23 protein-coding genes are annotated in these 21,233 nt (G+C 63.6%); 11 read left to right on the top strand and 12 right to left on the bottom strand.

The features are described 5' to 3' along the window. Positions 1-26: 26 nt before the first annotated feature. Complete coding sequence (locus ACZ9GA_RS16460) at positions 27-416, top strand: DUF2784 domain-containing protein (protein WP_457361678.1); 390 nt, start codon at positions 27-29, stop codon at positions 414-416. On the opposite strand, the gene ACZ9GA_RS16455 is transcribed toward ACZ9GA_RS16460, so the two are convergent. The 3 genes from ACZ9GA_RS16455 to ACZ9GA_RS16445 all read right to left on the bottom strand — a co-directional run bounded on the left by ACZ9GA_RS16455 (position 397) and on the right by ACZ9GA_RS16445 (position 2,730). Beyond that, positions 397-1,266, bottom strand: coding sequence for an isocitrate lyase/PEP mutase family protein (locus ACZ9GA_RS16455; protein WP_027980448.1), 870 nt, complete (start codon positions 1,264-1,266; stop codon positions 397-399). The two genes, ACZ9GA_RS16460 and ACZ9GA_RS16455, sit on opposite strands and share 20 nt — an antisense overlap. A gap of 296 nt (positions 1,267-1,562) precedes the next feature. After that, entirely contained in the window at positions 1,563-1,889 is a 327-nt protein-coding gene (gene copM, locus ACZ9GA_RS16450; protein ID WP_457361679.1) for a CopM family metallochaperone, read from the bottom strand. Positions 1,890-2,205: 316 nt separating this feature from the next. After that, positions 2,206-2,730: a hypothetical protein gene (locus ACZ9GA_RS16445; protein ID WP_457361680.1), complete on the bottom strand. Its 525-nt coding sequence runs from the start codon at positions 2,728-2,730 to the stop codon at positions 2,206-2,208. A 147-nt stretch (positions 2,731-2,877) separates the two neighbouring features. On the opposite strand from ACZ9GA_RS16445, the gene ACZ9GA_RS16440 reads away from it, so the two are divergent. Both ACZ9GA_RS16440 and ACZ9GA_RS16435 read left to right on the top strand, forming a co-directional pair. Further along, positions 2,878-3,444 carry a helix-turn-helix domain-containing protein gene (locus ACZ9GA_RS16440; RefSeq protein ID WP_457361681.1) on the top strand — a complete coding sequence of 189 codons (567 nt, stop codon included), beginning with the start codon at positions 2,878-2,880 and terminating at the stop codon, positions 3,442-3,444. 11 nt (positions 3,445-3,455) lie between these two features. Beyond that, positions 3,456-3,992 carry a GNAT family N-acetyltransferase gene (locus tag ACZ9GA_RS16435; RefSeq protein WP_457361682.1) on the top strand — a complete coding sequence of 179 codons (537 nt, stop codon included), beginning with the start codon at positions 3,456-3,458 and terminating at the stop codon, positions 3,990-3,992. Positions 3,993-4,102: 110 nt separating this feature from the next. On the opposite strand, the gene ACZ9GA_RS16430 is transcribed toward ACZ9GA_RS16435, so the two are convergent. Continuing rightward, positions 4,103-4,729, bottom strand: a complete 627-nt coding sequence (locus ACZ9GA_RS16430) for a glutathione S-transferase family protein (RefSeq protein WP_455924115.1) — start codon at positions 4,727-4,729, stop codon at positions 4,103-4,105. 170 nt (positions 4,730-4,899) lie between these two features. Beyond that, the gene (locus ACZ9GA_RS16425; protein WP_457361683.1) at positions 4,900-5,787 is read right to left on the bottom strand and encodes a hypothetical protein; all 888 of its coding nucleotides are present in this window, start codon (positions 5,785-5,787) and stop codon (positions 4,900-4,902) included. A gap of 218 nt (positions 5,788-6,005) precedes the next feature. Between ACZ9GA_RS16425 and ACZ9GA_RS16420 the strand changes: the two genes are divergently transcribed. Further along, on the top strand, positions 6,006-6,311 hold the full coding sequence (locus ACZ9GA_RS16420) for an NIPSNAP family protein (protein ID WP_457361684.1): 306 nt from the start codon (positions 6,006-6,008) through the stop codon (positions 6,309-6,311). A gap of 296 nt (positions 6,312-6,607) precedes the next feature. Next, positions 6,608-7,228 carry a LysE family translocator gene (locus tag ACZ9GA_RS16415; protein ID WP_476226470.1) on the top strand — a complete coding sequence of 207 codons (621 nt, stop codon included), beginning with the start codon at positions 6,608-6,610 and terminating at the stop codon, positions 7,226-7,228. A gap of 5 nt (positions 7,229-7,233) precedes the next feature. Here the strand turns inward: ACZ9GA_RS16415 and ACZ9GA_RS16410 are convergent, their stop codons facing one another. The 5 genes from ACZ9GA_RS16410 to ACZ9GA_RS16390 form a co-directional block, all read right to left on the bottom strand. Beyond that, a complete protein-coding gene (locus tag ACZ9GA_RS16410; protein ID WP_457361685.1) occupies positions 7,234-7,722 on the bottom strand; it encodes a winged helix-turn-helix domain-containing protein in 489 nt (162 codons plus the stop codon). Between the two features lie 102 nt (positions 7,723-7,824). Beyond that, positions 7,825-8,661: an AraC family transcriptional regulator gene (locus ACZ9GA_RS16405; protein WP_457361686.1), complete on the bottom strand. Its 837-nt coding sequence runs from the start codon at positions 8,659-8,661 to the stop codon at positions 7,825-7,827. A 59-nt stretch (positions 8,662-8,720) separates the two neighbouring features. Further along, a complete protein-coding gene (locus ACZ9GA_RS16400) occupies positions 8,721-9,416 on the bottom strand; it encodes a DUF1963 domain-containing protein (RefSeq protein ID WP_457361687.1) in 696 nt (231 codons plus the stop codon). Between the two features lie 119 nt (positions 9,417-9,535). Beyond that, positions 9,536-10,216: a class I SAM-dependent methyltransferase gene (locus ACZ9GA_RS16395; RefSeq protein WP_457361688.1), complete on the bottom strand. Its 681-nt coding sequence runs from the start codon at positions 10,214-10,216 to the stop codon at positions 9,536-9,538. A 973-nt stretch (positions 10,217-11,189) separates the two neighbouring features. After that, the gene (locus ACZ9GA_RS16390; RefSeq protein WP_457361689.1) at positions 11,190-11,816 is read right to left on the bottom strand and encodes a LysE family translocator; all 627 of its coding nucleotides are present in this window, start codon (positions 11,814-11,816) and stop codon (positions 11,190-11,192) included. A 237-nt stretch (positions 11,817-12,053) separates the two neighbouring features. Between ACZ9GA_RS16390 and ACZ9GA_RS16385 the strand changes: the two genes are divergently transcribed. Then, positions 12,054-12,809 (top strand): FadR/GntR family transcriptional regulator, encoded by a 756-nt coding sequence (locus ACZ9GA_RS16385; RefSeq protein ID WP_455924844.1) that lies wholly within the window; start codon positions 12,054-12,056, stop codon positions 12,807-12,809. A gap of 3 nt (positions 12,810-12,812) precedes the next feature. On the opposite strand, the gene ACZ9GA_RS16380 is transcribed toward ACZ9GA_RS16385, so the two are convergent. Then, a complete protein-coding gene (locus ACZ9GA_RS16380) occupies positions 12,813-13,616 on the bottom strand; it encodes an NAD-dependent epimerase/dehydratase family protein (RefSeq protein ID WP_457361690.1) in 804 nt (267 codons plus the stop codon). Positions 13,617-13,650: 34 nt separating this feature from the next. After that, positions 13,651-14,376: an oligogalacturonate-specific porin KdgM family protein gene (locus ACZ9GA_RS16375; RefSeq protein ID WP_457361691.1), complete on the bottom strand. Its 726-nt coding sequence runs from the start codon at positions 14,374-14,376 to the stop codon at positions 13,651-13,653. A 361-nt stretch (positions 14,377-14,737) separates the two neighbouring features. Here ACZ9GA_RS16375 and ACZ9GA_RS16370 point away from each other — a divergent pair, with 361 nt between their 5' ends. From ACZ9GA_RS16370 to ACZ9GA_RS16350, 5 genes are all read left to right on the top strand, one after another. Continuing rightward, positions 14,738-15,892, top strand: coding sequence for a mandelate racemase family protein (locus ACZ9GA_RS16370; protein ID WP_457361692.1), 1,155 nt, complete (start codon positions 14,738-14,740; stop codon positions 15,890-15,892). 71 nt (positions 15,893-15,963) lie between these two features. Further along, positions 15,964-17,574: an ABC transporter substrate-binding protein gene (locus ACZ9GA_RS16365; RefSeq protein ID WP_457361693.1), complete on the top strand. Its 1,611-nt coding sequence runs from the start codon at positions 15,964-15,966 to the stop codon at positions 17,572-17,574. A gap of 30 nt (positions 17,575-17,604) precedes the next feature. Next, a complete protein-coding gene (locus tag ACZ9GA_RS16360) occupies positions 17,605-18,633 on the top strand; it encodes an ABC transporter permease (protein WP_455924898.1) in 1,029 nt (342 codons plus the stop codon). A 32-nt stretch (positions 18,634-18,665) separates the two neighbouring features. Then, positions 18,666-20,267: an ABC transporter substrate-binding protein gene (locus tag ACZ9GA_RS16355; RefSeq protein ID WP_457361694.1), complete on the top strand. Its 1,602-nt coding sequence runs from the start codon at positions 18,666-18,668 to the stop codon at positions 20,265-20,267. A gap of 50 nt (positions 20,268-20,317) precedes the next feature. Beyond that, complete coding sequence (locus tag ACZ9GA_RS16350) at positions 20,318-21,232, top strand: ABC transporter permease (RefSeq protein ID WP_457361695.1); 915 nt, start codon at positions 20,318-20,320, stop codon at positions 21,230-21,232. The last annotated feature ends 1 nt before the right edge of the window (position 21,233 follow it).

The following is a 21,233-nucleotide window of genomic DNA, read 5'->3' as shown; positions in this document are numbered from 1 at the left end:
GCGCATTCACTACGCAAGGATTTCCCATGATCTACCGCATGGCCGCCGACGGATTGGTGCTGTTCCACGGGCTGTTCATTATTTTCGTGCTGTTGGGCGGGCTGTTGCTGCTCAAGTGGCGGGGGCTGGTGTGGCTGCACCTGCCAGCAGCGACCTGGGGCGTACTGGTGGAGGTGTTGCACCTGACGTGTCCACTGACGTACTGGGAGAACCTGCTGCGCCTCAAGGCGGGGCTGCAAGGTTATGAAGGCGGGTATGTGGAGCATTACCTGTTGCCAGTGATCTACCCGGCCGGTCTGACGGCGGGTATCCAGCTGGTGCTGGGCAGCGTGGTGCTGCTGATCAATGGCGCGGTGTACTGGCGGTTGTGCCGCCGGTGGGGCAAGTCGACGCGGGTTATTCCTTCACGTCCATGAACTCGCGGGCCCAGGCTACGTAGCTTTCGGGCAGGGTGTAGGTGTGGGTCAGTTCCGTGGCACTCAGGTTCTGGGTGCTGCGGGTCAGCTTGCGCTGCTCGCGCAGGGAGTCGTAAGTGGCCTTGATCGCGGCGAAGTAGGCGCCGTGGCCGTCCACGCTGATGCGCACGCCCAGCTTGGCCAGACGGTCGTCGTCCTGCAGGGCGGGGTTGCCGTAGGTCACCAGCATCAGTGGTACGCTGAGGTGCTGGGCAATCTCTTCCAGGTGATCGAAATCGCGTACACCGACCATGCAGATACCGTCGGCACCGGCTTCCTGATAGGCCTTGGTGCGGGCGATCACGTCTTCGGTGCTGAGCACGCCGGCGTGGGTGCGGGCGATGATGGTCAGCTCAGGGTCGATACGCGCTTCCAGGGCGGCCTTGATCTTGCCGATGCCTTCGGCCACCGAAATCAGGTCGGTGGATTTGCGGCCGAACTGGGCGGGCAGCAGGGTGTCTTCGATGGTCAGTGCGGCGACGCCGGCACGTTCCAGCTCGGCCACGGTGCGCATCACGTTCAGGGCGTTGCCATAGCCGTGGTCGGCGTCGGCAATGAACGGCAGCTGGGCGACGCGGCCGATGCGGGTGGCCTGCTCGACGAACTCGCTCAGGGTGATCAGGGCAAAGTCCGGGGCGCCCAATACTTGCAGCGAGGCCACCGAGCCGCCAAGGATGCCGACTTCAAAGCCCAGGTCAGCGGCGATGCGCGCCGACATGGGGTCGAAGACGGAGGCGGTGTGGAAACAGGCATTGGAGGCGAGCAGTTGCCGAAACGCGCGACGCAAACCTTGATGGGAAATTCTGGGCATGAGCGCTCCTCAATGTGGCATAAATCGGTAGTACCGTCCGGGCCGAGATGAAATGGTGGGAGACTAACACACGCGATGGGGCCATTGATGTCGTTTTCGCATCATTCGATGCATGGACGTTATCAGCAGCTTAAACGTTTCAGTGATGAATTATCCCCAACCATTGGTTGGCGATTATACAGCGTTGAATCAAGGACTTGTAGCCGCTGCCGCAGGCTGCGCTGGGTGGTGTGAACCCTTGAAATTTCCAGTGGGGCTCAGGGCCAGCGCAGCCTGGCGGCAGCGGCTACGGTCGGTTATTTGGGTTGCTTGGCCAGCCAGGCCTTCATCTGCGCGATCTCGGCGTCCTGGGCCTTGATGATGCCCTCGGCGAGTTTGCGGATTTCCGGGTCCTTGCCATATTTGAGTTCGGTCTTGGCCATGTCCACTGCGCCCTGGTGATGGGGCAGCATGCCCTGCACGAACAGCACGTCCGGGTTGTCGCTGGTGGCATTCATGTTCATATCGGCCGACATGCCGTGGGCGGCGTGCTGGTACTCGGCTTTCATCGCCTCGGTGCTGGTATCGGCAAAGGCCGCGCCGCACAGGCTGGCGGCAAGGATGAAGCTGGCGAGTCTGATCACGGTGTGCTCCTGCTGAAGGTGAAAAAGTGCAGGGTAGACCTTGCCACAGGGGGAAGGTCAAGGCCAGCGCAGCCTGCGGCAGCGGCTACGGTGTAGGCAATGGCTTACACGATGTGCCATCAATGTCCTCTGTTACGCACTTGGCCAAAGGCGCAATCTAGCCTCACAGGTGAAGCGCAAGGAGTGCTTCAGTCACGGAAGACAGGCCAGCACGGACGCGCTCTGACAGGATGTTGGAAGGCCACAAAAGAACCCGCTTCGGCGGGTTTTTTATTGCCCGTTCCCACAGGCTGAAGGCTGCACCCCTTCTTTGCCGTTATCTGTTGACGAACTTCAGGCACGCGAAGCCGGTCTTGATGCGCAGCGGCTGGATAGCGACCACGCTTTGCTCCGTGCCTACTTTGCGGACTACGCCAACCCCACAGTAGTCTTGTGTAGTGTTGAACATCGGCAGGATGCCAGCCTTGGCTTCGCTACGGAAACCGGGCACCAGGGCATAACTGGCACCTGCTTCGGGAATGAAGGAGAACGGCACCTGGCAGAAACTGCTGCCGACCGAGCGTCGATACGTCAACACCAGCGGTTTGCCCACCGCGACCGGCGCCTGCATGACGCCCCCGCTGCTGGGCACCGGCGTGAAACCTGCGTAACAGCCGTTGTCGCTGAACGTCATGATGTGCAGCTCGGTGTAGGGATCATCCTGCAACTGGACAGTGGCCGACGGCTCGTTCTGCTGGGGGAAGGCGTATTGTTTGCCGCGCATCAGCGAGGTGCAGCCCGGAAGCAGCGTGGCGCTGGCCAGCAGCGTGGCGAGCATCAGGCAGTAGTGTTTTCGCGGCATGTATCCATTCCTTGGCAGAGGGGGCTCGTGGCTGAGCATGATCGGTGTATCAGCCTATCACCACCAGTTTAAATGTTTTATCCAGTATGTTGACTAAAATATCTTTAATAATGGATATTGAAGGTGTTCCGGCCTACTGATTACCCTATGGACATCAATCTCCGCATCGCTACCAACGTCAGCAACCTGCGTAAATCACGGCGGCTTTCGCTCGAAGCCCTGGCAGAACACTGCGGCGTCAGCCGCTCGATGATTTCGCTGATTGAGCGTGGCCAAAGCAGCCCCACCGCGGTCGTTCTCGAAAAGCTGGCGACGGGTTTGGGCGTACCCCTGTCAACCTTGTTCGATGGCCCTGCCGACGAGGGCGGGTACCTGCTGCGCGCAGCCGATCAATTGCAGTGGCGTGACCCGCAGTCGGGTTACGTGCGGCGCAATGTATCGCCGGCCGCCGAGTCAGCGGCCGCCCAGGTCGTCGAGGTGCAGTTTCCCGCCGGTGCGTCGGTGGCCTTTGAAACGTCGACGCGGGACGTGCGGGTCGATCAGCAGGTGTGGATCTTGGCAGGCCGCATGGAGATCCAGGTGGGTAGCCAGCTTTACCAGCTGGAGGCGGGTGACTGCCTGGCTTTTGAGCTGGATAAGCCCACGCGTTTTCACAACCCGGGTGACGAGCCTGCTCGTTACGCCGTGATCATCGTCACTGACAACCACCGCTAAGGAAGGCCCCCATGCACATCAAACGCCTCGCCCACCTGGACGACGCCACCTGCGCCCAACTCGCCGAGATCCTGGTGGACTGCGTCGAAGGCGGCGCGTCGGTGAGCTTCATGCTGCCGCTGTCCCATGCCCGCGCCCAAGCCTTCTGGCGCGGTCTGCAGGGCAGCATCGCTGCCGGCGAGCGGGCTTTGCTGGTGGCGCAGAATGAGGAAGGGGTGTTGCTGGGCACGGTGCAGATCGTGCTGGCACAGCCTGAAAACCAGCCCCACCGCGCCGACATCGCCAAATTGCTGGTGCACCGTCGCGGCCGCCGCCAGGGCGTGGCCCAGGCCTTGATGCAGGCGGTGGAAGGTGTGGCGGTCGAGGAGGGCAAGAGCGTGCTGGTGCTGGACACCGCTACGGGCGGCGATGCCGAGCGGTTGTACCAGCGGCTAGGCTGGCAGGTGACCGGGCAGGTGCCGGGGTATGCGTTGTGGCCGGAGGGCGGGCTGTGCGCTACGACGATTTTCTACAAGCTGCTGGGTAGCCATGCGCGGGTCGCTCTGTAGCCGCTGCCGCCAGGCTGCGCTGGCCGGTGTGAACCCTGAAAATCCTCAGTGAGGCACCGGGCCAGCGCAGCCTGCGGCAGCGGCTACGGATGGTTGTTACAGGCGTGGGTTCAGCCGGCGAACGCGTACTCGCCACCCTGTTCCACCGCCTTGCGGTACGCCGGCCGCGCCTGGAAGCGCTGCACCCACGCCGCCAGGTTCGGGTAGGCCGGCAACTTGCCCTGGGCCTTGGCCACCTCGCCAATAAAGCTCATCTGGATATCGGCGCCACTGAGCTCATCACCCAGCAAGTACGGGGTAAGCCCCAACGCGTTGTCCAGGTACCCCAGGTAATTGGCTAGCTCCGACTCGATGCGTGGGTGCAGCGGCGCACCGGCCTCGCCCAGCCGGCCCACGTAGAGGTTGAGCATCAGCGGCAGCATGGCCGAGCCTTCGGCAAAATGCAGCCATTGCACGTATTCGTCATAGGTGGCGCTGGCCGGGTCGGGTTGCAGGCGGCCATCGCCGTGACGGCGGATCAGGTAGTCGACGATGGCGCCGGATTCGATCAACACGTGCGGGCCGTCCTGAATGACCGGTGACTTGCCCAGCGGGTTGATCGCTTTCAGCTCGGGCGGTGCCAGGTTGGTCTTCGGGTCGCGCTGGTAGCGCTTGATGTCATAGGGCAGGCCCAGCTCTTCGAGCAGCCAGAGGATGCGCTGGGAACGGGAGTTGTTGAGGTGGTGGACGGTGATCATGGGACGCTCCGCAGTGTGCCGATGGGGTGTTGAAGATGGACTGTGCCACGGCCGGTGAGTGCCCTGAATATTTGTAGCGCTGCCGCCAGGCTGCGCTGGCCATCGCGTACACCCGCAGGATAATGGTTGCAAAACGGGCCAGCGCAGCCTGGCGGCAGCGGCTACGGTTGTCACGCCACGGCGGCTTGCGCCTGGCGGCAGTTGATCAATGCCCGCAGCAGCGTCAGGAACAGATCATGGCTCATGACCCCGGTCGCCACTGTCGCCAGCACGGTCTTGCCGGCCTCATCGCGGATCACCACGTTCTCGCTCCAGCTGTTCAGGTCCAGGCTGCGCAGGCTGTCGATCGACACCCGGCGGCCTCGAACCTGTAGCGTATCCCGGCAGACGACGATGGTCTGGGTGCTGACCTTGAGGAAGTTGCCGCTGATGCGCTTGCGCCACACCTGCCCCGTGCCGACGTAGTTGAAGGTCAGTGCACCGCCGGCCTCCAGGGTGTCGAGGGCGACCGGCATGCGCGCCTCCAGGTAGCGTTCGCGCACCAATTGCTGGAAGGCCTCGAAGCCTGCGAGGTGCGCATTGACCCGAATAAAGGGTTCGCTGGCATCGCGGCGGTAGGCGAGGTTGGTGGCAAGGCCGGTCAGCACGGTCTGACCCGAGCTGAACAGGTAAAGGTCCTGGATCTCGGTGTAAGGCACGTACTCACGCTGTTGCCCGACGATCTGGGTAATACCCTTCTCGTACACCTCATAGCGGGCCGTGCGCAGGGTTTTCTGCCAGCGGCCCAGGCCGAACATGCCAACCCCCAGTAACACCAGCAGCGCGCAGGTGGCCTGGAACATCGCCGCCTGGCTTGAGAACGTCAGGTCCAGGCCGCGGCTGGTGTGTACGGTGACCGGGCCGGGGGTGTTGTTCGGGACAATGGTCTGCAGATAGGCCACAAAGGCAGCCAGCGCGAGCAAAAACACGCCAAACACGTTGAGACCAACCGGAAGGGCCCGGCCGTAGTGGAAGGTTTGCAGCAGCTGGCCTGATGGCGCAGTGGCGGTAGAGGGCATGGGCGGTGGCTTCCTTGTCGTCGTCGATGACTACGCCGCTTCCTGGCGGAGTATGCGCGGGCGCGCAGTGTTTTCCTGGCGCGTCAGTATAAGGCAACTATTACTGATTGACCCGCGACACTTTGTAGCGCAGGCCACCGCACCCCCGCAAATATTCCGGTATTTGAAGCAGGCTGTACAATCGGCGCCCGATCAGACCTCAAGGACCGACCCCCCCCATGATCACCTGCCACGTCAAATACATCATCGACCCCTACCAACTGCCTGCCTTCGAGCGCTATTCACGGCAATGGATCGCCTTGGTCACCCGCCTGGGCGGCCAGCATCACGGCTACTTCCTGCCGTGCGAAGGCGCCAACAACATCGCCTATTGCCTGTTCAGCTTCCCAAGCCTTGCCGACTACGAGCGCTATCGCCAGGACGCCGCGCAAGACCCAGAGTGCGTGCGGCTGGTGGAGGAGGCGACGCAGCTCAAGTTCATTCTGAGCTACGAGCGCAGTTTTGTTCGGCCGGTGCTGGGATAGAAATCGGATTCAGCCGAGCCTCCTGTAGCAGCTGCCGAAGGCGGCGTCCCAGGCGGCGCGGTGGGTCAGCCAGTGCGCAGCGCTTGTGACGCAGCCTTCGGCAGCTGCTACGGACGGCGTCGTCCGCATCGCGGCCAAAGCCGGCTCCTACCCCGGTCGGCGTAGGAGCCGACTTTAGTCGCGATGCAGGCGACGCGGTTTCAAGGCAGTTGCTGCTATAGGGGGCGAGGCCTACCCTGTGGGAGCACGCGATTCGCATGCTAACCTTGGCGCATCTTGCCTCCAGGCCTGCTGCCATGCCCTTCGCTGACAATCTCATCGCCTTCACCTTCGCCGCCATGCTGTTGACGCTGACCCCGGGCCTGGACACCGCTATGGTCTTGAGAACATCCACGGTCGAGGGGCGCCAGCAAGGTGTGCGTGCTGCCTTGGGCATCAACGCCGGTTGCCTGCTGTGGGGCGCAGCCGTCGCCTTTGGCCTGGGCGCGTTGATCGCGATGTCCGAGTTGGCGTACGACGCACTGAAATATTGCGGCGCTGCCTACCTGGCTTGGCTGGGCATTAACATGCTGATCCAACCGCGCCAGTCCCTCTCGCCTGCCGCCAAGGCCGGCCAATCGAACGCCAACTGGTTTTTGAAGGGCATGATGGGCAACCTGCTGAACCCGAAAATCGGCATCTTCTACGTATCGTTCCTGCCCCAGTTCATCCCCCAGGGGCAGCCGCTGGTGGCCTGGACCTTTGGCCTGGTGGGCATCCACGTGGTGATAGGCTTGTTGTGGTCGATGGTGCTGATTGGCGCGACGCAATCGCTGGCGGGCGTGCTGCGGCGTAAACAGGTCATCCAGTGGATGGATCGCGCAACGGGCATGGTCTTCGTCCTGTTTGCCGCGCGCCTGGCCTTGAGCCGGCGGTGAGGTGGCTACTCCCCAAGCACTCGATCAGGAATATTGATCAGAAACCGGACATTGTGCTGCTCGAATTCAGGCACCTTGCCCAGCAGGGCGCCGAGAAAGGACCTGATGGCCTCCTTGCCCTGAACGCGACTGATGATGCCCCGTGACTCGTCGTAGGAGATTTCCAGTATGCCCTCCTCAGTGCGTGGCGACACGTGGGCAGGGGCGGGGGATAGATTGAGTCGATACCCTCTGCGCGGCATCGTCTCCAGCATTTTCCTGTCCAGTTTCAGGTGCCGGCGCAGGGCATGAATCTGCACGGCCAGGTTGTTCTCCTCAACAAAGAGGTCTGGCCATACGGCGTCCAGCAGCTCCTGTTTCGTCACCAGGCGGTTGGGGCTGGCGATAAGTTTCTCGAGCACGTCAAAGGCCCGGGTGCCCAAGGGCACGGGCATCCCGCCTACAAATGCTTCGCGCCGCTCGATAGAGACGTTTGCTTCCCCTACACGGATCATGGCCTTCACCTTGAGGTTGGCAGACAAAGGCCTATTGTGCCCGCCCTCACGGGCATGCCATCGCCCGATTGGGCCGTGCATGCGCCCATTTGGGCCAACGGCTCAGCGGCTTCTGCGCAGCTCGCCGGGCGTCAGGCCCAGGTAGCGCTTGAACAGGCGCGCCAGGTAGGAGGGCGACTCCAGGCCCACCGCCAGGCTGACATCGAGCATCGACAGGCCTGTGCCGCCAATGAGCCGCGCGGCGGCTTCCACCCGGGCGTGGTTGATGAAATCCAGCAGCGTCCGCCCGGTCACGGCCTTGAACACGCGTGTGAGGTGGCGCCGCGACAAGTGGAACTCATGGCCGATGCCCTCCACCGTCAACTCGGTGCTCAGGTTTTCCCGGATGTAGCGCTCGATCTCGCGTACCAGCAGGGCGTGTTGCTGGTCTTTGCCCAGCTGCGGTTGTGCCTGTTGGTAGGCGATCAGGCGGGCGCATTCCTCGAACAGCAGATGATTGAGGTGAGGCAACTGGCGCTGGAACGCGTGAGGGGAGGTGCTGCGGTACAACTGGTCATGCAAGCGCAGAATGCTGTCCAGTGCCTGGCTGGCTTGCCAGATGCCGGCCCGGTCAACCCGCTGGGCAAAACCGTGATAGCCGTCAGCTTGCCCCTGATGCCTGACGTACGCCGGATCGACGTACAAGGTCATGTGGCTCTCCCGGCCGGGAGCGGCTTGGGTGGCGTGGGCGTGCTCGGCGGGCACGAATGAGAACGACTGGCTGGACACGTGCGCGGTCCTGCTGCTTTCAGTCGACAGCAGCAGCCCGCCTGTGCGCGGCAACAGCAACATGGCACCGTCATGGGCATGCCAGTCCACCGTGTAGCCGGTGGTGTCGCTGGTCTCCAGGTGGAACACCCCGGGCGACTGGCCGGTGAGCTTGGGGGAGAAGTACGCCATCACGCGTTTCCTGGTGGTTGCGCAATGGGGCGCAAGGGCAAGAGACATGGGCTCAAGACTTAGTAAAAATCATAGTAAATAGCCCATTCGCCAGTGGTGTTGTGCTTCCAGAACATCAAGCTTCCGCTGTCCACCACATTCAGGTTTATCTTCGAGTCCGAAGAAATCTGAAACACGAACTCGAAGCCTTCCCCTGGATCAACACCTGATTGGCAAAACGAGGGGTACCCGCCAATCTTGTGTTCATAGCGGTGCGTCACCAGATCGTAATAGCTTTCTATCGTGCCTGCCTGCTCTAGCTTGAGAATTTCGTCCTCAAGCGTAGACGGCACACCGCCCCCGTCCCACAACGGGAAGTCCTCTGGCACAGCACAAGCCTTCAAGGGAAAGGCCTTGAGGAATGAATCGGCCACCTTGAGATCCTTGCGAACCAGTACGTCCTCGGGGCCATATTCGCGAATCAACCAATTGTTGCCCATGGGCTCAAACGGTTCCGGAAAGCCTGCGCAAATGAACACCGTCACTACGCGAACTCCGGTCAGGGCAGGGCAATCGTGCGGCAGGCCAGGCAGGTAGAATTGCGCGTACGGGAACATCTCATCGCCTGCAGCGTTTTTGGGGATGCCTTCGTCGGGGCGATACAGAAAGACTTTTCCCAGCCAGCTCTCGTCGTCGAGGTGCGTCGGCCGGAAGCCGCCTGCGGTGAAAATCGTGGCGGGTCGGGCCAGGCGTCGTTGGATTTCTTGGGGGTCCATGCGGGGGAGGTTCCAGGTCCATGTTGGAGAATGCAGGTCATGTTGCCTTGGGGGGTGCCCGGCTGTCACGCTTGCATGCGCTCAAACATAGGGAGCGACAATCCAATGGAGATTTAATTTCATGGCGCCAACTCACGAATTTCCGCCACCATCAACAACGACTGCGGCCCGGCACTCTGCGGATGCTGCGGCTCCTGCAACCCCGCCAACCGAAACCCCGCCATGTCCAACGCATTGATCCAACTGCTCAGCGTACGCATGTACCACGGCATGGGCTGCCACTGACCTGGGACGCCTGCAAATGTCTCCTCGCGCCAGCCGTCCTGATAATCGCCTGCGGCCGCCACCCAGGGGTGCAGCGTCTGAATCACCAGGGCGCCGCCCGGGGCGAGCAGGGTGCCCATCGCGGCTAGCAGCGGGATGATGTCCTGGTGCAGCAGGGCGAAGTTGGCGCAGATCACGTTGTAGTGGCGGCCAATCTCCACCTGCGTCGCTACCAGTGCCTCGTAGCTCGCAACATGCACCGGCGCCGACCCTGCGGCCCGCGCCGCTGCTGCCAGCGTTGCATCGCCATCCACGCCCACCGCGTCGATGCCACGGTCGGTCAGTGCACGCAACAGCCAGCCTTCGCCGCAGCCCAGGTCGAGCACGCGCTGGGGCTGGCGGCTCATGATGGCCAGCAGGATGGCCTGGTCGGTGACCTGCACGCGGCTGGCCAGGGCGCCGCTGCGGATAGCTTCGATCCAGACGTCGGCGTTGTGGTGCCAGCTTTGCAGCAGGGTGGATTCGGGGGTGCTCATGGGGATATTCGCAGTGAGGCAGTGCATGCAAGGATAGGCCATCTGCGTGCCCGTAGCCGCTGCCGCCAGGCTGCGCTGGTCGGTGTGCGCCCTGAAGATTTTCAGCGAGGCTCAGGGCCAGCGCAGCCTGCCGGCAGCGGCTACTTGGCGTTTGTAGCAGTCACTGGCTTGGGACCGCGTCGTTTGCATCGCGGCCAAGGCCAGCTCCTACGCGATCCGTGGTAGGAGCCGGCCTTGGCCGCGATGCAGACGACGCAATCGACGGCCCGTAGCCACTGCCGCCAGGCTGCGCTGGTCGGTGTGAACCCTGGAGATTTCCAGCGAGGCTCAAGGCCAGCGCAGCCTGGCGGCAGCGGCTACATGGCGTTTGTAGCAGTCACTGGTTTGGGACCGCGTCGTTTACATCGCGGCCAAGGCCGGCTCCTACGCGATCCGTGGTAGGAGCCGGCCTTGGCCGCGATGCAGACGACGCAATCGACGGCCCGTAGCCACTGCCGCCAGGCTGCGCTGGTCGGTGTGAACCCTGAAGATTTCCAGCGAGGCTCAGGGCCAGCGCAGCCTGCCGGCAGCGGCTACATGGTGTTTGTAGAAGTCACTGGCTTGGGACCGCGTCGTTTGCATCGCGGCCAAGGCCAGCTCCTACGCGAGCCGTGGTAGGAGCCGGCCTTGGCCGCGATGCATACGACGCAATCGACGGCCCGTAGCCGCTGCCGCGAGGCTGCGCTGGTCGGTGTGAGCCCTGAAGATTTTCAGCGAGGCTCAGGGCCAGCGCAGCCTGCCGGCAGCGGCTACATGGTGTTTGTAGAAGTCACTGGCTTGGGACCGCGTCGTTTGCATCGCGGCCAAGGCCGGCTCCTACGCGATCCGTGGTAGGAGCCGGCCTTGGCCGCGATGCAGACGACGCAATCGACGGCCCGTAGCCGCTGCCGCCAGGCTGCGCTGGTCGGTGCTGGTGTAGGAATGTAGCGGCGATCTAGCGCGTCAGAATCAGCTTCAACCCCAACCCGATGAACACCGTGCCGGCCGCGCGATCCAGGATCAGGCCGGCATTGCGGCGGCGGCTGAGCCACTGGCCGATGGCGCCGGAAAAATACCCCAGCAGGCCGAACAGCAGCGCTGCCTGAAGCGTAAACGTCACGCCCAGGGCGGCGATCTGCGCGCCGACCTGGCCGTGGTCGGCAATCACGAACTGCGGCAGGAAGGACAGAAAAAACAACACCACCTTGGGGTTGATCGCGTTGGCCAGGCACCCTTTGAAGAACAGCCGGGTCAGCGAGCTTTCAACCGGCACATCGGCCTGGATGTTCACCACGCCGCTGCTGCGCCAGGCATTGAAGCCCATCCAGATCAGGTACAGCCCACCGACGATCTTCAGCGCCAGGAAGGCTGTAGCTGAGGCGGCGATCAGTGCGCTGATCCCCAGTACCGCCAGCAAGGTATGGCTCAGGCACCCCAGGGCGCAGCCCAGCCCGAAGACGATGCCTTGCCTGCGGCCTTTGGAAATGCCCATGCCCAGCACCATCAGGTTGTCCGGGCCGGGGCTGGCGGTGATCAGCAGGGCGGCGATGAGAAAACTCGAGAATTGTTCCAGCGTCAGCATGGTGGGCTCTTGGCAGATGGAAGGGTGCGCCAAGGGTAGCAACGAAGCCCGTTCTGCGTACACCGTAGCCGCTGCCGCCAGGCTGCGCTAGCCCTGCTGCTCACTGCAGATATCCAGGGTTCACCCCGGCCAGCGCAGCCTGGCGGCAGCGGCTACGCGAAACCCCAAGGCATCGTTGTCGTACAACCAAATGAGCTATGATGGCCCCTCTTTCGACAGCCGGGATGTTTGTTCCTGATGGATTACCCAGACGCCTCATCCAGTGTACGCGGCCGGCACCGAAGCCTGGCCGAAGACCTGGTCGCCGAGCTTTCCCGGCGTATTCACAGTGGCGAGATCAAGGCGGCCGCCAAGCTGCCCACCGAGTCGCAGGTGATGCAGGAGCACGGCGTCAGCCGCACGGTCGTGCGCGAGGCCATCTCGCGGTTGCAGGCGGCGGGCCTGGTGGAGACCCGTCACGGCATCGGCACCTTCGTGCTGGAAATCCCCAGCCCCAGCGGCTTCCTGATCGACCCGGCCACCATCGTCACCCTGCAGGACGTGCTGGCGGTCCTCGAGCTGCGCATCAGCCTGGAAGTGGAAGCCGCCGGCCTTGCCTGCGCCCGGCGCACCGAGCAGCAATTGCAGCTGATGCGCGACTCGCTCGACGCCCTCAACTCGCGGGTGATCAGCGTCGAGTACGCGGTAGCGGCGGACTTCCAGTTCCATCAGCAGATCGCCCTGGCCACCGGCAATCGCTACTTCACCGACATCATGCTGCACCTGGGTGTCAGCATCCTGCCGCGTGCGCGCCGGCACTCGACGCGAGTGGTCAACGACAAGACCGAGCCCTACCTCGAGCGTCTGAGCCGCGAGCATGAGGACATCTACCAGGCCATCGCCCGCCGTGACGGCGACGCTGCCCGCGCGGCGATGCGCCTGCACCTGTCCAACAGCCGCGAGCGCATGCGCCGCGCCTACGAGGCGGCCGACGCCGAGGCGCTGGGCAACTGAGGTTCAGTCAAACGGCCCGGCGGCCGTGAACGGTCCGCCTTGCAACTGGCTGCCGGGCTCGTCGGCAGCCGGCGCGGGCTGGCGTTCGATCTTGGCGCGGAACACCTCCGAACTGTCCTGGGGCGCATAGCCCAGGTGGGCGGCGTGGCGGTTGCTCCACCACAGATCACGGTTGGCGGACACCCCATACACCACGGTGTGCCCCACCTTGTCGGCCAGCAGCGCCCGCGCCACCAGGTGTTCCAGATCGCCATAGCTGAGCCAGGTGGAGAGCATGCGCCGGTTGCGCGGCTCCGGGAATGAAGAGCCAATACGCAGGCTCACGGTCTCGATGCCGTAGCGATGAAAGTAGAAGGTGGCCATGTCTTCGCCGTAGGCCTTGGACAGCCCGTAGTAGCCGTCCGGCCGGCGCAGGGCGTGCACATCCAGCTCCACGTCCTGGGGGTAGAAGCCGGTGACGTGGTTGGAGCTGGCAAACACGACGCGCTTGATGCCGTGCTGCCGCGCCGCTTCGTACACATGGAACGTGCCGCAGATATTGGCCTGCAGAATCTCCTCGAAAGGCCGCTCTACCGACACCCCGCCCAGGTGAACGATGGCATCCACGTCCTTGCACAGCGCCGCCACGCCGGCCTTGTCGGCCAGGTTGCACGGCATCACTTCGTCGTGTTCGCCACGGCTGGGTGTCATCGCGCCGATGTCCGAAGACCGCACAATGTGGGCGTGGGCCTGCAGCGCCTCGCGAAGGATCTGGCCCAGGCCGCCGGCGGCGCCGGTCAGCAGGATGCGATTAAAGGGTTTGCTCATGCTCAGGTCATTCCTTGATCGGTGAAAGGGGGCATTACATGAAGTTGTAAACCACGCCCAGGCGCCAGCGCACCTGGCGGTCGTCGGAGGTGGTGTCGACCTTGATGTCGCCGATCTCCATGAACGGCACCCATTGCTTGGTGAGCGCGTACTTGATGATCAGGTTCTGCTCGTAGTCGTTTTTCTTGTTGGCGAAGCGGATGTAGTCGGTCTTGAAGTAGATGAACTGGTACTCGTACGCCCACTGGCTGGCGGGCGTGTAGCCCAGCCAGCCCTCGAAGCGGTGGACGCGCTGATCATTCTTGGCGTTGTCAGGCATGTCTTCGTCAATCGAGTCGCGATTGAGCTTTTTGGTGTCCAGGCGGTAGCGCGTGGCCACGTAATAGCGGTCGTTGATCTTGTACTTGTACTTGAGCCCGAACTTGTAGGTGGTGGCGTCGCTGGAGCTGTCCATCTGGAACGCGGGGGTCAGCGTGGACTGCGGGCTGAGGGCGTAGTTGTAGCTGACGGTGAACTCCTCGCCGTTGTTGACCATGTTGTCGTAGGCCACGTCTTTGCGATCACCGCCGGTGCGGTATTTCATCTCGGCCTCAAAGCCCAGGCCGCTGCTGAGGCGGTAGTTGAGCTTGATGCGGTCGGCGTGGGCGCGGTCGCCGTCGGTGTACTGGTGGCGGTAGTCGATGCTGGCGGTATCGGCCAGGGCATGGACGGGCAGGCTGAGGGTGGCGAGTGCGGCGAGCGTACGTAGGGTGATGTTCATACGGTCTTCTTTTTTGTTTTTGTTAGGGTCGTTTGACGAGCACTACGGGGCAGCAGGGTATTGCGTGTTGATCTCATTTGAGTCTTAGAAATACGTTATCGTACGACAAGATGACTCGTCTACGTCGTCACGCTCATTTTTAACTATTTTTTTATCGATACACTTCTAAAACAGGGCTTTCAGAGGTATCTAAATCGGCGTAAGTCATTGCGGTTATTGGGATAACACCGCAGAATAGGGGCTGCTGATCACGGAAGAAGCGGTTTTTGGAGGGGTTTTCAACTGTTGTACGATGACCTATGATCGTCGCCAACAGACGAAGCTTTTCCACAAATCCAATAAGAAAAGGCTGAAGACGCCCATGAGAATCACAGCAGTCAACGTCCAGGTATTTGCCTATCCCACCCGCCGCGCCGTCGACAGCGCCGGCCACGCCCACCCCGGTGACGTCGCCCAGGCGCAGATGGCTTTACTGCGTATCCGTACCGAAGACGGCCATGAAGGCTATGCGTTGGGTGCGCCCGAACTGATCCGCCCCTATGTGCTGGATGGATTTGTGCGCAAGGTGCTGATCGGTCAGAACGCCTTCGACCGCGAAAAGATCTGGCACGACCTGGCCCACTGGCAGCGCGGCAGCGCCAGCCAGTTGACCGACCGCGCCCTGGCCCTGGTGGAACAGGCCCTGTGGGACTGGGCCGGGCGCACGTTGGGGGTGCCGGTGCACAAGCTGATCGGCGGTTTCCGCGACAAGGTACCGGCCTACGGCTCCACCATGTGCGGCGACGAATTGCCCGGCGGCCTGGCCACCCCCGAGGACTACGGGCGCTTTGCCGAAACCCTGGTCAAGCGCGGCTACAAGGCGATCAAGCTGCACACCTGGATGCCGCCGGTGTCGTTTGCACCCAGCCCGCGCATCGACGTCAAGGCCTGCGCCGCCGTGCGTGAAGCCGTCGGCCCGGACATCGCGCTGATGCTTGACGGTTACCACTGGTACAACCGCACCGACGCCCTGTACATCGGTCGCGAGCTGCAGAAACTCGACTTCGCCTGGTTCGAAGAACCGATGATGGAAGAGTCGGCCGAGTCCTATGCCTGGCTGTCGAGCCAGCTGGATATCCCGGTGCTGGGCCCCGAAACCCTGTCCGGCAAACACCTGAGCCGCGCCAGTTGGGTCAAGCATGAGGTGTGCGACATCCTGCGCGCCGGCGTGGCCGGGGTAGGGGGCATTGCACCGTGCCTGAAAGTGGCGCACCTGGCCGAGTCCTTCGGCATGGACTGCGAGATCCATGGCAATGGCGCGGCCAACCTGACCGTGGTCGGCGCCATCAAGAACTGCACCTGGTACGAGCGCGGCCTGCTGCACCCCTACCTGGACTACGACGAGGTGCCGGCCTATCTCAAACGCCTGGTCGACCCGATGGACAGCGACGGCTTTGTGCACTTGTCGTCGTTGCCGGGCCTGGGCGAGGACATCGATTTCGATTTCATCGAAACCAATACCCTCAACAGCTTCTGACGTGTACGCGGCAGCCCGGCACCGGCCGGGCTGACCGAGCGCCCTATAACTATAAAAAAGGCACACTCGCTATGAGCATTCTTCCTTCGCTGTGGGCGCGGCTGCTGGCGGCCGCGCTGATGGTGACTGCGGTACCGGCGGCCCACGCGAAAACGCCTGCCGACCAATTGATTGTCGGCATGAGCATGGCCAACCTTCTGTCCCTGGACCCAGCCGGGGCCACCGGCCTTGACGTGTCCGAGGTCAACGCCAACCTCTACGACATGCTACTGGTGCAGGACGTCGCCCAGCCCGATCGCCTGGTGCCGGCCCTGGCGCAGCACTGGCAGGTCAGCGACGACCGCAAGACCCTGACGTTCACCCTGCGCCCCGACGTGCACTTCCAGTCCGGCAACCGGCTGACCGCGCAAGACGTGGCCTGGTCGCTGCAACGGGTGCTCAAACTCAACCTGGCCCTGGCCTCCACCTGGAAGGCCTACGGCTTCACGGCCCAGAACGCAGAGCAGTACCTGCGCGCCCCGGACGCCAGCACCTTTGTGCTGGAACTGCCGCGCCCCACCGACCCGCAACTGCTGCTCAACACCCTGGCCACGTCGCCCAGCGCTTTCATTCTCGACCGCCAGACCGTCCTCGCGCATCAGAAAAACAAAGACCTGGGCGCGGCCTGGCTGGTGACCCACGCGGCCGGCAGCGGCGCCTTCGTGCTCAACGACTGGCGCGCCAACGACGTGATCCTGATGAGCCGTTTCGACGGCTACTGGGGCGGCCCGGCGAAACTCAAACGCGTGGTGATGCGCAACATGAGCGAATCGCAGACCCTGCGCCTGATGATCGAGCGCGGCGACCTGGACATCGCCAAGGGCGTGTCGGCGCCGGACATCGCCGCGTTGCAGCGCAACACGCAGGTGCGTACCGAGACCTTGCAGCGCGCCACCCTGTACTACGTGGCGCTGAGCATGAAGCAACCGATGTTCGCCGACGTGCGCGTGCGCCAGGCGGTGCGATCCCTGATCGACTACCAGGGCATCAACCAAACGGTGATGCCGTATTACGGCGTGCTCAATCAACGTCCGCTGCCATTGGGCATGGCCGCGCGCCTGCCGGATCCCGGTTACCGCCTGAACGTCGAGCAGGCCAAGGCCTTGCTGGCGCAGGCCGGCTACCCCAACGGTTTCACCACCACCATACGGGTACTGGCCGAACCGCCCTTCATCAACATTGCCTCCAGCCTGCAGGCCACCCTGGCCCTGGCCGGGATCCGGGCCAGCATCCTTACCGGCACCGGCAACCAGGTGTACGGCGCCATGCGCGAGCGCAACTTCGACATCATCGTCGGCCGCGGCGGCGGTGGGGCAGAGCGGCACCCGCATTCGAGCCTGCGCACCCTGGTGTACAACCCTGACAACCGCGACGAAGCGCGCCTGAGCAACTTCCAGGGTTGGCGCACCGCCTTCTACAGCCCCGACTTGAACCAGCAGATCGAGCAGGCCGAAGTCGAGCCCGATGCCGCCCGGCAACAGGCTGACTACCAGCACATCCAGGCCCGCCTGGACGAACAGGTGGGCGCCATCCTGCCGATCTCGCAGATGACCGACACGGTACTGGTGTACGCCGACGTCGCCGGCTACCAAGGGCATTCGGCCGCGACCACGCGCTACAAAGACGTCTACAAAATGCGCTGAGCACGGATATCAGGAGCTTATATGTTTGCCATGACTGCCTCTGCCCTGGGCGCGCGCGCGTCCTCCACCGCCCGGCGCGCCAGTACCGTGCTGGTGACCCTGCTGGGCCTGCTGGTGTTGACGTTCGTCATCGGCCGGGTGATGCCCCTGGACCCGGTGCTGGCCGTGGTCGGCCCCGACGCCGACAGCTCCACCTATGCCCAGGTGTACCAGGCCATGGGCCTGGATAAACCGATCTGGATGCAGTTCGGCCTTTACCTCAACGACCTGCTGCACGGCAATTTCGGCAACGCGCTGCTCACCGGCCACCCGGTGCTGGACGACATCCGCCGGGTATTCCCGGCCACGCTGGAACTGGCCACCCTGGCCATTGTGTTCGGCGTGTTGATCGGCCTGCCGCTGGGCGTGTGCGCGGCCAGCAACCAGGGGCGCCTGGGCGACCATGTGGCGCGGGTGATCACGCTGTTCGGGCATTCCACGCCGATTTTCTGGCTGGGCATGATGGGCCTGCTGGTGTTCTACGCCTGGCTGGACTGGGCCGGTGGGGCAGGGCGCATCGACCTGGCCTACGACGGCCTGGTGCCCGAGGTGACCGGCCTGCTGCTGATCGACACCAGCCTGGCCGGTGACTGGCAGGCGTTCGCCAGTGCCCTCAGCCACATCGTGCTGCCGGCGTTGATCCTGGGCCTCAACTCGGTGGCCTACATCAGCCGCATGACCCGCAGTTTCATGCTGGAGCAGCTGTCTCAGGAATACATCATCACCGCCCGGGTCAAGGGCCTGTCGCGCCGCCAGGTGGTGTGGGGCCACGCCTTCCGCAACATCCTCGTGCAGTTGCTCACGGTGGTGGCCCTGGCCTATGGCGCGCTGCTGGAAGGCGCGGTGCTGATCGAAACCGTGTTTGCCTGGCCGGGTTTTGGCCAGTACCTGACCAGCAGCCTGATGCTGGGTGACATGAACGCAGTGATGGGCTGCGTGCTGGTGATCGGCCTGATTTTCGTGGTGCTGAACCTGATCAGTGACGCCCTGTACAAGGTGTTCGACCCGCGCACGCGCTGAACGGAATAACCATAACAACAAGGAATCCGCACATGAAGATTGCACGCTTGCCTGTAGGCCTGCTGGCGGCCGCGCTGGCCCTGGCGCCGCTTGCCGCCACGGCCAAGACTCCGGTGGACCAGCTGATCGTTGGCATGAGCCTGGTCAGCCTGTTCTCCATCGACCCGGCCAACGCGCCGGGCCTGGACGCCTCGGGCGTCAACGCCAACCTGTACGACACGCTGATCAAGCGCGACCAGGGCAACCCGGAAAAACACCTGCCGCAACTGGCCGAACGCTGGGACATCAGCGAGGACGGCAAGCAGGTCACCTTCCACCTGCGCCAGGGCGTGAAGTTTCATTCCGGCAACCTGCTGACGGCCCAGGATGTAGCCTGGTCGCTGTACCGGGTGATGAAACTCAACTACGGCCTGTCCACCACCTGGAAGGCTTACGGCTACACCCTCGACAATATCCAGACGCTGATCCGCGCCACCGATACCCAGACCCTGGTGGTCGAACTGCCCCGCGCCATGGACCCCTTGCTGCTGATCGACTCGCTGGCCACCTCACCCAGCGCGGTGGTGATCGACCGCCAGACAGCCCTGGCCCATGAGAAAAACGGCGACCTGGGCGCCAGTTGGCTGGTGACCAACGAAGCCGGCAGCGGGCCGTTCGTGCTCAGCAAGTGGAACGCCAACGACGTGTTGCTGCTGACCCGTTTCGATGGTTACTGGGGTGGTGCGGCGCAGCTCAAGCGCGTGGTGGTGCGCAACATGACCGAATCCCAGTCCCTGCGCCTGATGCTGGAACGCGGCGACCTGGACCTGGCCTACGGCATGGCGGCCCCGGACATTCATGCGCTGGACGGTGAGCCCAAGGTAAAGGTGCAGTCGCTGCCGCGCGGCACCATGTACTACGTGGCCATGAGCATGAAACAACCGCAGTTCGCCAAGCCCCAGGTGCGTGAAGCGGTGCGTGACCTGATCGATTACCAGGGCCTGGACCAGCGCGTGATGCCCTATTACGGCACGCTCAACCAGCAACCCATGCAACTGGGCCTGGCCGCGCGCCTGCCCGACCCGGGCTATCGCCTGGACGTACCCAAGGCGAAAAAACTGTTGGCCGACGCCGGTTACCCCGACGGCTTCACCACCACCATCCGCACGCTGTCCGAGCCGCCTTACATCGACATTGCCGCGCGCCTGCAAGCTACCCTGGCCGAGGGCGGCATCAAGGCCGACATCGTCACCGGCACCGGCAACCAGGTGTACGGCGCCATGCGCGCGCGCAACTTCGACATCATCGTCGCCCGCGGCGCCGAGCGTTACCCGCATCCGTATTTCAGCCTGCGCACCTTCGCCTACAACCCCGACAACAGCGACAGCGCCGGCCTGGCCAACTTCCAGGGTTGGCGGGCGTCGTTCTTCAGCCCACCGCTCAACAGCCTGATCGACCAGGCCGGGGCCGAGCGTGACGCGGCCAAGCGGCTCGAGCTTTATCACCAGGCACAGGCGCTGTACGACCAGCAGGTGGGGCCGATCCTGATGATCTCGCAAATGACCGACACCGTGGTCAGCGCCGCCGACGTCAAGGGCTTCGCTGGCGACGACGCCGAGGCGACGCGTTACCTGGGCGTCTACAAGCAACGCTGAAGGCCGCCTAGTGCGCCGGATGATTCCGAACTCATGCCGAGAACCTGTCCATGATGAGTAACCTGTCTTCCACCGATGCCGCCACCGCGCCCCGGGCCCAGGCGCCCGGTTCCAGCTTTGACGCTGGCTGCAAGCGCGTGCTGAAACTACTGCGCCAACTGGTGCGCGACCCCATGACCCTGGCCGGCCTGGTGGTGGCCGCGATACTGGTGGTGGTCGCCGCCTTTGCGCCCTGGATCGCCACCCACGATCCTGCCGCCCAGAACCTGGCCGCCGCCTTGCAGGCGCCCGGTGCCGGGCATTGGTTCGGCACCGATGAATACGGCCGCGATGTGTTCAGCCGGCTGGTGTATGGCTCGCGCATCACCTTGTACATCATCACCCTGGTGACGGTGATCGTCGGGCCCATCGGCCTGTTGGTGGGCACGGTGTCCGGCTACTTCGGCGGGGTGGTGGACACGGTGTTCATGCGCCTGACCGATATCTTCATCTCGTTCCCCAGCCTGGTGCTGGCGCTGGCGTTCATCGCCGCTTTGGGCCCGGGCCTGGAGCATGCGGTGGTGGCGATTGCCCTGACCTCCTGGCCGCCGATTGCACGCCTGGCGCGGGCTGAAACCCTGGCGCTGCGCAAGGCCGATTTTGTCGTGGCGGTGCAGCTGCAAGGCGCCTCGGCGACGCGCATCATCGCCCGGCATATCGTGCCCATGTGCCTGTCCTCGGTGATCATCCGCCTGACCATGAACATGGCCAGCATCATCCTCACTGCCGCCGCGCTGGGCTTTCTCGGCCTGGGCGCCCAGGCACCGTCGCCGGAGTGGGGCGCGATGATCTCCACCGGGCGCCGCTACATGCTCGAGTGCTGGTGGCTGGTGGCCGTGCCGGGGGCTGCGATCATGCTGGTCAGCCTGGCGTTCAACCTGCTGGGCGATGGCCTGCGGGACATTCTCGATCCGCGCAGCGAGTAAC

Source organism: Pseudomonas sp. TE3644 (assembly GCF_056278815.1).
Note: the sequence above shows the minus strand (reverse complement) of the source record. Positions and strands in the feature narration are given on the sequence as shown.